The 13,300-nt window shown below is 75.6% G+C and carries 9 protein-coding genes; all 9 read left to right on the top strand.

Annotation, left to right across the window (positions count from 1 at the left end; all coding sequences use genetic code 11):
* Positions 1-12 precede the first annotated feature (12 nt).
* From ACZ6TV_RS39675 to ACZ6TV_RS39635, 9 genes are read left to right on the top strand one after another with little or no spacing between them, the layout of a single operon-like run.
* Complete coding sequence (locus ACZ6TV_RS39675; RefSeq protein ID WP_465303885.1) at positions 13-966, top strand: ABC transporter permease; 954 nt, start codon at positions 13-15, stop codon at positions 964-966.
* 3 nt (positions 967-969) lie between these two features.
* Positions 970-2,820 (top strand): dipeptide/oligopeptide/nickel ABC transporter permease/ATP-binding protein, encoded by a 1,851-nt coding sequence (locus ACZ6TV_RS39670; RefSeq protein ID WP_465303883.1) that lies wholly within the window; start codon positions 970-972, stop codon positions 2,818-2,820.
* Positions 2,813-3,790, top strand: a complete 978-nt coding sequence (locus tag ACZ6TV_RS39665) for an ABC transporter ATP-binding protein (RefSeq protein ID WP_465303881.1) — start codon at positions 2,813-2,815, stop codon at positions 3,788-3,790. The genes ACZ6TV_RS39670 and ACZ6TV_RS39665 overlap by 8 nt, the downstream gene beginning before the upstream one ends.
* Positions 3,787-7,128 (top strand): serine hydrolase, encoded by a 3,342-nt coding sequence (locus ACZ6TV_RS39660; RefSeq protein ID WP_465303879.1) that lies wholly within the window; start codon positions 3,787-3,789, stop codon positions 7,126-7,128. Before ACZ6TV_RS39665 ends, ACZ6TV_RS39660 begins: the two co-directional genes overlap by 4 nt.
* Entirely contained in the window at positions 7,118-8,263 is a 1,146-nt protein-coding gene (locus ACZ6TV_RS39655; protein ID WP_465303877.1) for a M20/M25/M40 family metallo-hydrolase, read from the top strand. Before ACZ6TV_RS39660 ends, ACZ6TV_RS39655 begins: the two co-directional genes overlap by 11 nt.
* A complete protein-coding gene (locus ACZ6TV_RS39650) occupies positions 8,260-9,117 on the top strand; it encodes a GNAT family N-acetyltransferase (protein ID WP_465303875.1) in 858 nt (285 codons plus the stop codon). The genes ACZ6TV_RS39655 and ACZ6TV_RS39650 overlap by 4 nt, the downstream gene beginning before the upstream one ends.
* Positions 9,114-10,220, top strand: a complete 1,107-nt coding sequence (gene menC / locus ACZ6TV_RS39645; protein ID WP_465303873.1) for an o-succinylbenzoate synthase — start codon at positions 9,114-9,116, stop codon at positions 10,218-10,220. The genes ACZ6TV_RS39650 and menC overlap by 4 nt, the downstream gene beginning before the upstream one ends.
* Positions 10,221-10,230: 10 nt before the next feature.
* Positions 10,231-11,820: a PucR family transcriptional regulator gene (locus tag ACZ6TV_RS39640; protein WP_465303871.1), complete on the top strand. Its 1,590-nt coding sequence runs from the start codon at positions 10,231-10,233 to the stop codon at positions 11,818-11,820.
* On the top strand, positions 11,817-13,271 hold the full coding sequence (locus ACZ6TV_RS39635) for an amidohydrolase family protein (RefSeq protein ID WP_465303869.1): 1,455 nt from the start codon (positions 11,817-11,819) through the stop codon (positions 13,269-13,271). Before ACZ6TV_RS39640 ends, ACZ6TV_RS39635 begins: the two co-directional genes overlap by 4 nt.
* Positions 13,272-13,300 lie beyond the last annotated feature (29 nt).

Genomic DNA, 13,300 nt, shown 5'->3' with positions numbered 1-13,300 from the left:
GGCGTGCGGGCGATGACGGACAACGCATGGGTGCGGTTCGCCGCACGCCGGTTGCGCCGGCTGCTGTTCTCGGTCTGGGTGCTGCTGACCGCCGCGTTCGGCATGATCCACCTCATCCCGGGTGACCCGGTGCGGGCGGCGCTCGGCGTCACCGCACCGGCCGAGCTCGTCGCCACGCGCCGGGCACAGCTCGGCCTCGACGACCCGCTGTGGCGGCAGTACCTGGACTACCTGGCGGACCTGTCCGCCGGGCGGTTCGGCACCTCGACGATCTCCGGACTGCCGGTCTCGCAGGTCCTCACGGACCGCTACCCGGCGACCCTGGAGCTGGCGGTCTACGCCTTCCTCGTCGCCGTCGTCCTGTCCGTGCCGCTCGGCCTGACCATGGCGGTGCTGACCAGGGCCGGCCGCCGCCGGCAGCTGGAGCTGGGCTTCACCGCCACCAGCGTGTTCCTCGGCGCGGTGCCGGAGTTCCTGATCGGCGCCGGTCTCGTGTACGTGTTCGGCGTCCGCCTCGGGCTGGCGCCGATCGCCGGGCGGGACGGTCCCGGCTCGTACGTCCTGCCGGTCCTCGCCCTCGCCCTCGGCCCGGCCGCGGTGCTCGCCCGGATCATGCGGGTGGAGACCCTGGCCGTGCTGGACGCCGACTACATCCGCACCGCCCGCGCGAAGCGGCTGCCGGCCCGGCGCCTGTACCTGCGGCACGCGCTGCCGAACTCGCTGACCGCCACGATGACGCTCGCCGGGCTGCTGCTCGGCGGGCTGGTCGCGGCGACCGTCCTGGTGGAGAACGTGTTCGCGTGGCCGGGCCTGGGCAGCACCATCGTCCAGTCGATCCTGGCCAAGGACTATCCGGTGGTGCAGGGCATCGTGCTCATCTACGGCCTGGGCGTGCTCCTGGTCAACCTCGTCGTCGACGTGGGCCTGGCCCTGCTCGACCCGCGCTCGACGATCCGGGAGGCCTGAGCCGTGCCGCACCGGTTGCGTACCCCGCTCGGCGTGTCCGCCGCCGCGCTGCTCACCGTCGTGCTGCTCATGGCCGTTCTGGCGCCCGTGCTGTGGGCGGACCGGGCCGGCGCCGTGGACACCGGCGGCATCCTGCAGGGCCCGTCGGCGCGGCACTGGGCCGGGACCGACGGGCTCGGCCGCGACATCTTCCACCGGGTCCTCGTCGCGACCCGGCTGTCGGTGATCCTGGCGCTGCTGTCGACCGGGCTCGGCGTCGTCACCGGGCTGCTGCTCGGCGCCGCGCCGCAGCTGCTCGGCGCCCGCCTGGGCCGTCTCGTCACCGCCGGGGTGAACGTCGCGGTCGCGTTCCCCGGGCTGCTGCTCGCGCTCAGCTTCGCGGTCATCTTCGGGGTCGGCGCGAAGGGCGCCGTCCTCGCGATCGGCTTCGCCGTCGCGCCCGCCTTCGCCCGGCTGACCGGCACGCTCGTCGCCTCCGTCGCGGAACGCGACTACGTCGCCGCCGCCCGGATCGCCGGGGCCGGCCGATTCCGGGTCCTGGTCCGGCACATCCTGCCGAACATCGGCGGGCCCCTCGTCGTCAACGCGACCGTCGCGGCCGGCGGCTCGCTGCTCGCCTTCGCCGGCCTGTCGTTCCTCGGCCTCGGCGTGCAGGCACCCGACTACGACTGGGGCCGGCTGCTCGGCGAGGGCCTCAACAGCCTCTACGTGCATCCCCTCGCGGCCCTCGTGCCGGGCGTCGCGGTCGTCCTGGCCGGGCTGGCGTTCAACCTCACCGGCGAGGCGATCGCCCGGCAGATCGGGCAGAGCACGCCGCTGTTCACCGCCGTGCGCCGCCGCGAGCCCGCCGCGCCGAAGCCGTCCACCGTGGACGGCGAGGGCGACGGCACCGTGCTCGCCGTGGAGAACCTGCACGTCACGTTCGGCGACCTGACGCCGGTCCGCGGGCTGAGCTTCACGATGCGCCGCGGCGAGGCGGTCGGGGTGGTCGGCGAGTCCGGCTCCGGCAAGAGCCTCACCGCTCTGGCGATCGCCCAGCTGATCGAGGCGCCCGGCGAGGTGCGCGCCGACCGCCTCGAGTTCGCCGGGGAGGACCTGCGGCACGGGCCGAGCCGCGCCCAGCGGCGCCTGCTGGGCACCACGTTCGCGATGGTGTTCCAGGACCCGATGTCGTCGTTCAACCCGACCCAGCGGATCGGCCGGCAGCTCGCCGAGTCGGCCCGGCAGCACCAGGGCATGGACCGGCGGCAGGCGTTCGCGCGGGCCGTGGACCGGCTGCGGGCCGTCCGGCTGCCCGCGCCGCAGCGGCGGGCGCACCAGTTCCCGCACGAGTTCTCCGGCGGCATGCGGCAACGGGCGATGATCGGCATGGGCCTGATGGGCAGCCCGGTGCTCATCGTCGCCGACGAGCCGACCACCGCGCTGGACGTGACCGTGCAGCGGCAGGTCCTCGCCCTGCTGGAGGACATCCGGGCCGCCGACGCCGTCGCGCTGCTGCTGATCAGCCACGACATCACGGTCGTGAGCCAGGTCTGCGAGCGGGTGCTGGTGATGTACGCCGGCCGCATCGTCGAGGACGTGCCGGCCACGGCGCTCCCCGGCGGGGCGCGGCATCCCTACACGCGGGCGCTGCTGGCCGCGGTGCCGCACCTGGGCACCGACCGGGACCTGCCGCTGACCGTGATCCCCGGCCGGCCGGTCGAGCCCGGCGAGCGGCCCACCGGCTGCGCGTTCGCGCCGCGGTGCGCGTACGCCACCGACCTCTGCCGGCAGCAGGACCCTCCGCTGGAGACGGACGACGACGGCGGGCGGGTCGCCTGCTGGCACGCGAAGGTGGTCGAGCACGGTGAATGAGCTGAGCTTCCGGGACGTCTCGGTCCGGTTCGGCGGGCGGCGGCGCGGCGTCACCGCCGTCGACCGGGTCGACCTCACCGTCCCCGCCGGGCGGGTGGTGGGGCTCGTCGGCGAGTCCGGCTCCGGCAAGTCGACCCTCGCCCGCGCCGCCGTCGGCCTCGCACCGCTCGCCGGCGGGGACGTCCTGCTCGACGGGCGGGCGCTGCCGCGCACCCCCGGCACCGGCGAGGGGCGCCGCGTGCAGATGGTGTTCCAGGACCCGTACTCGTCGCTGGACCCGCGGATGACCGTCGGCGCCTCGATCGCCGAGGCGGTGCCCCGTGGCACGAGCACCGCCGACCGCCGGGCCGAGGTCGCCCGGCTCCTCGACCTGGTCGAGCTTGCGCCGGAACGGGCCCGGCAGTACCCGGCGCAGCTGTCCGGCGGGCAGCGGCAGCGGGTCGCGCTCGCCCGCGCCCTGGCCGCCCGCCCGGACGTGATCATCGCCGACGAGATCACCTCGGCGCTGGACGTGTCCATCCAGGGCACCGTGCTCAACCTGGTGCGCGACCTGCAGCGCCGGCTGCGCCTGTCGATGCTGTTCATCTCGCACAACCTGGCGGTCGTCCGGTACGTCAGCGACATCCTCGCCGTCATGTACCTCGGCCGGATCGTCGAGATCGGGCCGGTGGACGACGTGCTCGGCGACCCGCAGCACCCGTACACCCGGCAGCTGCTCGCCTCGGCGCCGCAACCCGGCGCCCCCGGGCGGGCGATGCTCGGCGCGGAGGCCGTGCTGGACGCCGCGGAGGCGGCGGACCCGCACCACCCGCCGCCCGGCTGCCGGTTCCACCCGCGCTGCCCGGTCGGCCCGCTCATCCTGAAGCGGGACGCCTGCCGCGAATCCGAACCGGACGGCGCCGCACACCGGCACCGCGCCGCCTGCCACTTCGCCGCACCAGACACGCATCCCATGAGGAGTACGCCGTGACCCGACGCCAGCGCATCGACGACCTGCTCACCCTCGCGACGCCGGAGCAGCCGGCGATCGCGCCGGACGGCACGCGGGTCGTCTACGTGCTCCGTACCGTCGACGCCGGCGCCGACCGGACCCTGCACAACCTCTGGTGGGTCGGCGCCCGCACCGGCGAGCCGCGGCAGCTCACCCGCGGCGGCTCGGACTCGGCGCCGGCGTGGTCGCCGGACGGCACCCGGATCGCGTTCCTGCGGGCCGGTGACGGCGGCGCGCAGCTGTGGCTGCTGCCGGCCGGCGGCGGGGAGCCCGAGCAGCTCACCACGCTGCCGATGGGCGCCGGGCGGCCGGTGTGGAGCCCCGACGGCACCGCCATCGCGTTCACCGCCCCGGTCGACCTGCACGCGGCCGCCGGGGAGGACGACGCGGCCGGCGAGCGGCGCGGCGCGGCGCCGATCGTCGCGGACCGCCTCGACTACCTCGCCGACGGCGCCGGATACCTGCGCACCGTGCGCGGCCACGTGCACGTCGTGGACGTGGCCGGAAAGACCTGCCGCCGCTTCACCGACGGCGACTGGCACGCGGGCGAGCCGGCGTGGTCGCCGGACGGGACGCAACTGGCGTACACGGCCGCCACCGCACCGGACTCCGACAAGACGATGCACACGCCGGTCTACGTGCGCTCCGCCACCGACCCGGCGGCGGCGCCCCGGCTCGCCGGGCTGGCGGACGGGACCGGCGGCCCGGTCACCTGGACCGCGGACGGCGCGGCGCTGCTCGTCGTCGGCTTCCCGGGCCGGCTCACCGGGCACGCGCACCTGCTGCGGGTGCCGCTGGACGGCGCGCCGGTCACCAGCCTGTCCGCCGCGCTGGACCGCAACGTGATGCCCGGCGGGCCGGGCTACCCGGGCGCCCTGCCGGTGACCGTCGACGGTGGACGGTCCGTGCTGTTCTGCGTCCGCGACCGCGGCGACACCCACCTGTACACCGTCCCAGTCGACGGCGGCGAGCCCCGGCTGGTCCTCGGCGGCGCCGGACGCTCGGTCGCCGGGATGTCGGCCGCCGGGGACACCGCGGCCGTCCTCCTGCTCACCCCGGACTCGCTCGGGGAGGTCGTCACCGTCGAACTGTCCACAGGGGACACCGCGGCGAGGACCGCGCACGGCACCGGGTTCGACCTGTTCGCCCGCGAGGAGCGCGAGTTCACCGTCTCCGACGGCACCGTCGTGCACGGCTGGCTGATCCGCGACCCGGCGGCGACCGGGCCCGGCCCGCTGCTGCTGGACGTCCACGGCGGGCCGCACAACGCGTGGAACGGCGCCGCCGACGACGTGCACCTGTACCACCAGGAGCTCGCCGCGCGCGGCTGGGCGGTGCTGCTGCTCAACCCGCGCGGCAGCGACGGCTACGGCGAGGCGTTCTACACCGCCGCGCTCGGCGCGTGGGGCGTCGCCGACGCCAAGGACCTCCTGGAGCCGCTCGACGCGCTGGTCGCCGAGGGGGTCGCCGACCCGGCCCGGCTCGCCGTCGCCGGTTACAGCTACGGCGGCTACATGACCTGCTACCTGACCGGGATCGACGACCGTTTCGCCGCCGCGGTCGCCGGTGGCGTGGTCAGCGACCTGGCCAGCCAGTCCGGCACCGCCGACGCCGGGCACTTCCTCGCCGCGTTCGAGCTGGCCGGCGGGGACCACGCGGCGATGTCGCCGATCACCCGGGTCGACCGGGTCCGCACGCCCACCCTGGTCCTGCACGGCGCCGCCGACGTGCGGTGCCCGGTCGGGCAGGCGCAGCAGTGGCACACCGCGCTGCGCGAGCGGGACGTGCCGACCCGCCTCGTCCTCTACCCGGACGCGTCGCACCTGTTCATCCTGCAGGGCCGGCCGTCGCACCGGCTCGACTTCAACCGCCGCGTCGTCGACTGGGTTGAGCGCTACGCCGGCGGCCGCGGCGGACCTCGGCGCGCGGCCCTGGACGCCGCGCACTGGCAGCGCAGGCTGACCGCGCTCGCCGCGCGGCACAAGGTGCCCGGCGCGACGCTCGGCATCCTGCGCCTGCGGCCGGGCGCCGACGACGAGGTCGTCGAGGCCGCGTACGGCGTGGTGAACAAGGACACCGGCGTCGCCACCACCACCGACTCGGTGTTCCAGATCGGCTCGATCTCGAAGGTGTGGACCGCGACCGTCGTCCTGCAGCTCGTCGACGAGGGCCTGCTCGACCTGGACGCGCCGATCGTCGACGTGCTGCCCGAGTTCCGCCTCGCCGACCCGGAGGTCACCAAGCAGGTCACCATGCGGCACCTGCTCACCCACACCAGCGGCATCGACGGCGACGTGTTCACCGACACCGGCCGCGGCGACGACTGCCTCGACAGGTACGTGGCACTGCTCGCCGAGCAGACCCAGAACCACCCGCTCGGCGTCACCTGGTCCTACTGCAACGCCGGGTTCTCCCTCGCGGGCCGGGTCATCGAGAAGCTGACCGGCGGCACGTGGGACGCGGCGCTGCGGGCCCGGCTCTTCGGCCCGCTCGGGCTGCGCCGCACCGGCACGCTGCCCGAGGAGGCCCTCGCCCACCGCACCGCGATCGGGCACGTCGGCGAGGACCTCGACGACCTCCAGGTGGCACCGGCCTGGGGGCTGCCCCGCTCGCTCGGCCCGGCCGGCCTGATCAACGCCACCGCCGCAGACGTGCTCGCGTTCGCCCGCCTGCACCTGCGCGGCGGCCTCGCCCCGGACGGCGGCCGGGTGCTGAGCAAGGCGAGCGCCACCGCGATGGCCGCCCAGCACGCCGAGCTGCCCGACAAGGACTCCCTCGGCGACTCGTGGGGGCTCGGCTGGATCCGGTTCGGCTGGGACGGGCGGCGGCTCATCGGGCACGACGGCAACACCATCGGCCAGTCGGCGTTCCTGCGCCTGCTGCCCGAGGAGGGGCTCGCCGTCACGCTGCTCACCAACGGCGGCAACGGCCGCGACCTCTACGACGAGCTGTACCGGGAGATCTTCGCCGAAACCGCGGACCTCGCGATGCCGCACCCGATCGCGCCGCCCGCCGAACCCGTCCAGGTCGACTTCCAGCGGTTCATCGGCACGTACGAGCGGGCCAGCGTCCGCATCGAGGTCCTCGAACGCGACGGCGGGCCGGTCATGCGCAGCACCGTCACCGGGCCGATCGCCGAGCTGGTCCCGGACCCGGTGTCCGAATACACGATGGTCCCGGTCGAAGAGCACCTGTTCCTGGTCAAGGAGCCGTCGGCGCAGAACTGGGCGCCGGTGACGTTCTACACGCTGCCGACCGGCGAGCCGTACCTGCATTTCGGGGTACGCGCCACCCCGAAGGTCCACGATGGACGGTGACACGCTGGTGCGGGACATGCGTGCGGCGCTGCCCGCGCTGCTCGCCGAGATCGAGACCCTGGTGCGGGCCGAGTCGCCGTCGGCGGACCTCGCCGCCGTCGCCCGCAGCGCCGACGTGGTCGCGGGGGTCGGCGCGCGCCGGCTCGGCGCCGCCCCGGACCGCATCGTCCTGGACGGCCACACCCACCTGCGCTGGCGGCTCGGCGACGGCCCCGACCGGGTCCTCCTGCTCGGGCACCACGACACGGTGTGGCCGGTCGGCACCCTGGCCACCCATCCCTGGTCCACGACCGGCGGCCGGCTGCGCGGCCCCGGCTGCTTCGACATGAAGGCCGGGGTGGTGATGGCGCTGCACGCGGCCGCCGCCGCGGCCGGGCGAGGAGCCGCCGTGACCGTGCTCATCACCGGCGACGAGGAGATCGGCTCGCCGAGCTCGCAGGCGCTCGTCGAGCGGGAGGCGGCCGGCGCCCGCGCCGCCCTGGTCCTGGAGGCCGCCGCGGACGGCGGCGCGCTCAAGACGGCCCGCAAGGGCGCCGGGTTCTACCGGGTGCGGATCACCGGCCGGGCCGCCCACGCCGGTCTCGAGCCGGAGCGCGGCGTCAACGCCGCCGTGGAGCTGGCCCACCAGCTCCTCGCCGTGCACGGCCTCGGCGACCCGGACCTCGGCACCACCGTCACCCCGACGGCGGTGACCGCCGGGACCACCACCAACACCGTGCCGGCGGCCGCCGGGTTCGCCGTCGACGTCCGTGTCCGCGACGAGGCCGAGCAGCACCGGGTCGCCGCCGCCCTGGCCGGGCTGCGTCCCGTCCTCGACGGCGCCCGCCTGGTCGTCGAGGGCGGGGGAAACCGGCCGCCGCTGACCGCCGCCGCGTCCGCCGGGCTGTACCGGCGGGCATGCGCGCTCGCCGGCCGGCTCGGCCTGCCGCCGCTGGACGAGGCGGCCGTGGGCGGGGCGTCCGACGGCAACTTCACCGCCGGCGTCGGCACCCCGACCCTCGACGGGCTCGGCGCGGTCGGCGGCGGCGCCCACGCCGACGACGAGCACGTCCTGATCGACGCGCTGCCGGGCAGGACCGCCCTCGTCACGGCACTCGTGCTGGACGTCCTCGACGGCGCCGGAGGTGTCCGGTGACGGCGGGGACCTTCACCGACGCGGCGGCCGGGCAGGCCCGCGCCGCCGCGGACGCGGCCGGGGTGACTGTCCGCGAGATCGCCGGCGACGGCGACTTCCAGGCCATGCATCAGCTGTTCGACCGGATCTGGCGGCCCGACCCGAACAACCAGCCGGTCACGGCCGTGCTCCTGCGGGCGTTCAGCAAGGCGGACAACTACGTCGCCGGCGCCTACGACGGTGACGAGCTCGTCGGCGCGTGCGTCGGGTTCTTCGGCCCGCCCGCGCAGGCGACCATGCACAGCCACATCACCGGCGTCACCCACGGCGGCGGCCGGCGCGCGGTCGGTTTCGCCCTCAAGACGCACCAGCGGGCCTGGGCCCTGCACCGCGGGCTGCGGACCATCGCGTGGACCTACGACCCGCTCGTCGGCCGCAACGCGTACTTCAACCTGGCGAAGCTGGCCGCCACCCCGGCCGAGTACCTGACCAACTTCTACGGCGGCATGAACGACGGGCTCAACGGCGCCGACGACAGCGACCGGCTGCTGGTCAGCTGGGATCTCGCCGCCCCGGCGGTCGACGCCGCGTGCGCCGGCCGCCCGGCGTTGTGCGCCCCACGGGGTGCCGTGGTCGGGCTGGGCCGCACCGCGGACGGCCGTCCCCAGCCCGGCGACCTCGGCGGGAGCACCGTCCTGGTGGCCGTGCCCCAGGACGTCGAGGCGCTGCGCCGCACCGACCCCGCCGCCGCGCACGCCTGGCGGATCGCGGTCCGCGAGGCGCTCGGCACGCTCATGGCCAGAGGGCTGCGGGTGGCCGGCTTCGACCGGGCCGGCTGGTACGTGCTCACCGACGCGAAAGACGGGAACCCATGAAACTCACCGGAGTCGAGCTGCGCCGCGTCCGGCTGCCGCTCGTCGCGCCGTTCCGCACCTCGTTCGGCACCAGCACCTCCCGCGACCTGTTGCTGCTGCGCGCCGCGACGCCCGAGGCGGACGGCTGGGGCGAGTGCGTGGCGATGGCCGACCCGCTGTACTCCTCGGAGTACGTGGAGGCCGCCACCGACGTCCTCACCCGGTTCCTCATCCCGGCGCTCGGCGCGGTGGAGCACCTCGACGGCACCGCGGTCGGGCCGGCGCTCGCGCCGTACAAGGGTCACCGGATGGCGAAGGCGGCCCTGGAGATGGCGGTCCTGGACGCGGAGCTGCGCGCCGCGGGCCGCCCCCTGGCGCGGGAGCTCGGCGCGGTCCGCGACCGGGTGCCGTGCGGGGTCTCCGTCGGCATCATGAACTCGATCGGCGAGCTGCTGGACGCGGTCGCCGGATACGTCGAGGCCGGGTACGTGCGGATCAAGCTGAAGATCGAGCCCGGCTGGGACGTCGAGCCGGTCCGCGCCGTCCGCGAACGGTTCGGCGACGCGCTGCTGCTGCAGGTCGACGCCAACACCGCCTACACGCTCGCCGACGCCCGGCACCTGGCCCGGCTCGACCCGTTCGGCCTGCTGCTGATCGAGCAGCCCCTCGACGAGGAGGACCTGCTCGGGCACGCCGCCCTGGCCAAGCTCATCCGCACCCCCGTGTGCCTCGACGAGTCGATCACCTCCGCCCGTACCGCCGCCGCGGCCATCGCCCTGGGCGCCTGCGAGATCGTCAACGTGAAACCGGGCCGGGTCGGCGGCTACCTGGAGGCCCGCCGGATCCACGACGTCTGCGCGGCGCACGGTGTACCGGTGTGGTGCGGCGGGATGCTGGAGACCGGCATCGGGCGGGCCGCGAACGTGGCGCTCGCCGCGCTGCCCGGCTTCACCCTGCCCGGTGACACGTCGGCCTCGGACCGCTACTACAGCACCGACGTCACCGCGCCGTTCGTGCTGCAGGACGGCCACCTGGCCGTGCCCACCGGGCCGGGCCTCGGCGTCGAGCCGCTGCCCGACGTCCTGGCGCACATAACGACCGAAACGACCTGGATCCGGATCTAAGATTCCTGTCGTGCGACCACAGGCCAGCCTCGGGCGCGTCCTCGACGATCTGGGCGCCACGCTGCTCGAGCTGGTCCACGGCGACCCCGAAAACACGGCCGCGATCGGCGGGGTGGTCATCCACGACCCGCTCGACGAGCCGGTGCTCCCCCAGCACGCGCTGGTCCTCGGCGTCGGCGTCGGCGACGCCGGGCAGGCCGCCCGGCTGCTGCACGCGCTCGGCCGGCAGGAGGCCGTCGGGCTCGTCGTGCGGTCGCCGGTGCCGGCCGGGCACGACCTGGCCGCCGCCTCGGCGGAGTCCGGGGTGGCGCTGCTCGGGCTGACCCGCGGCGCGTCGTGGGCGCAGCTCGCCGCGCTGCTGCGGTCGCTGCTCGCCGAGGACGACGTCGGCGACGCCGGGCCGCAGACCCTCGGCGGCGTCCAGGCGGGTGACCTGTTCGCCCTCGCGAACGCGATCGCGGCGCTGCTCGACGCGCCCGTCACCATCGAGGACCGCAGCTCGCGGGTCCTGGCCTACTCCGGCCGGCAGGACGAGGCCGACCGGTCGCGCATCGAGACGATCCTCGGCCGGCAGGTGCCCGAGCGGTATGCGCGCTACCTCACCGACCAGGGGATCTTCCGCGACCTGTACCGCAGCGACCAACCGGTCTACGTCGAGCCCGGCGGCGACGACTTCCTGCTGCCGCGGGTGGCGGTCGCGGTCCGGGCCGGCGACGAGATCCTCGGCTCGATCTGGGCCGCGGTCCGCCGGCCGCCGACCCCCGACCGGATGCAGGCGCTGCGCGACGCCGCCCGGGTGGTCGCGCTGCACATGCTGCGCATCCGGGCGGGCGCCGACGTGGAGCGGCGGCTGCGCACCGACCTGCTCAGCACCGCCCTGGAGGGCGGGCCGGGCGCCCTCGACGCGCTGACCCGCCTCGGCCTCGCCGACCGGCCGGTCGCGGTCCTCGGGCTCGCCCTGCTCGGCTCCTCCCCGGACGCCGACGCGGGCCCGGCCACCGAGCGTCAGCGGCTGGCCGACGCGCTGGCCATGCACGTCGGCGCGGTGCACCCCCGGTCGGCGGCCGCGCTCGTCGGCGACGTCGTGTATGCGCTCGTCCCGGTCAACCAGGAGCGCGCCTGCCGGATCGCGACCGACTTCCTGGACCGGGTCGGTGAGCGCACCCCCGCCGTGGCCGGCATCGGCCCGGTCGCGCAGGACGTCGCCGGGCTCGCCGCGGCACGGGCCGAGGCGGACCGGGTGCTGCGGGTCCTGCGCACCGGCACCGGCCGCCGGGTCGCCCGCCTCGCCGACGTGCACGTGGACGCGCTCCTGCTCGACCTGGCCGACGTCGTGTCGGCCCGCGGCGACCAGCCCAGCGGCGCGGTCGCGAACCTGATCGCCTACGACGCCCGCCACAACACCAACCTCGTCGACACGCTGCGGGCCTGGCTGGACGCCTTCGGCGACGCGGTCGCCGCCGCGGCCGCGATGTACGTGCATCCCAACACCTTCCGGTACCGGCTGCGCCGCGTCGCCGAGGTCGGCCCCCTCGACCTGCGGGACCCCGACGCGCGCTTCGCCGCGATGCTGGAGCTACGCCTGATTGGACGCTCATGACCTCATACCTGCTGCGCGGCGGCCGCGTCGTCGACCCCGGCACCGGGACGGACGCCGTGCGTGACCTGTTCGTGCGCGACGGCTCGATCGCCGCGGAGGCGGACGGCGACGCCGTCGTCCTGGACGTGTCCGGGCTGGTCGTCGGGCCGGGCCTCGTCGACGTCCACAGCCACGTCAACACCATCGCCGGCCAGCGCCTGCAGGCCCTCGACGGGGTGACCACGGCCCTGGACCTGGAGGTCGGTCTCATGCCCGTGGCGGCGGCGCTCGCGAAGGCCGCCGCCGAGGGCCGCCCGCTCAACTACGGGTACTCCGCGTCGTGGACGGCCGCCCGCGGTCTCGTCCTCGCCGGCGTCGAGCCGGTCCCCGACCTGGGCGCCGTCATGGCCCTGCTGGGCAACGACCTGTGGCAGCGCTCGTCCACCCCGGCCCAGCGCGACCGGTGGCTGCACCTGCTCTCCGAGGAGCTCGCCGCCGGCGCCCTCGGCATCGGCGTGCCGATCGGCTACGCCCCGCAGGCCGACCCCGGCGAGTTCCTGTCCGTCGCCCGTCTCGCGGGGGCCGCCGGTGTACCGCTGTTCGCGCACGTCAGGAACCTCGTCGAGGCCGACCCGGCGGTGGTCGTCGACGGCGCGTCCGAACTGACGACGGCCGCCGCCGAGACCGGCGCCGCGATGCACTACTGCCACGTCAACAGCACCTCCGGCCGGCACCTGGAGCGCGCGCTCAGCACCATCGAGGCGGCGGTCGCGGCGGGGTCCCGGGTCACCTACGAGGCGTATCCGTATGGCACCGGCAGCACCGCGGTCGGCGCCGCCTTCCTCGCACCCGAACGCCTGCACGTCTGGGGTCTCACGCCGTCGAACATCGTGCTGTTGCGCAGCGGCGAACGCATCGCCGACGCGGCCCGCCTCCGCGAGGTGCGGACCGCCACCCCCGGGGCGCTGTGCCTCATCGAGATCCTCGACGAGACCGACCCCGCGCAGCGCGCCCTGCTCGAGTCGGCCTTCGCCCACCCGGGCACCATCGTCGCCAGCGACGCCCTGCCGGTGACCTTCGAGGACGGCAGCACCGACACCCGCCGGTGGCCGCTGCCGGACGGCGGCGCCACCCACCCGCGCACCGCCGGCACGTTCGCCAGGACCCTGCGCCGGTTCGTCCGGGAGACCGGCGTCTGGGACTGGGCCGAGGCCTTCCGGCGCTGCTCGTTCCTGCCGGCGCGGCTGCTGGACGCGCACACCCCCGCCGCCCGCCGCAAGGGCCACCTCGGCGTCGGCGCCGACGCGGACATCGTCGTGCTCGACCCGGGTGCCGTCACCGACCAGGCGTCGGTCCTGGCCCCGACCGCCCCGTCGCTCGGCGTCCGTCATCTCCTGGTCAACGGCGAGCCGGTCGTCCGCGACGGCGAGCTGCTCACCGACGCCTACCCGGGCCGCGCCCTGCGCCCCTGAACTGCCCTGAACTGCACTGAACTGCCCTG

Source organism: Dactylosporangium sp. NPDC051087 (assembly GCF_055586325.1).
Note: the sequence above shows the minus strand (reverse complement) of the source record. Positions and strands in the feature narration are given on the sequence as shown.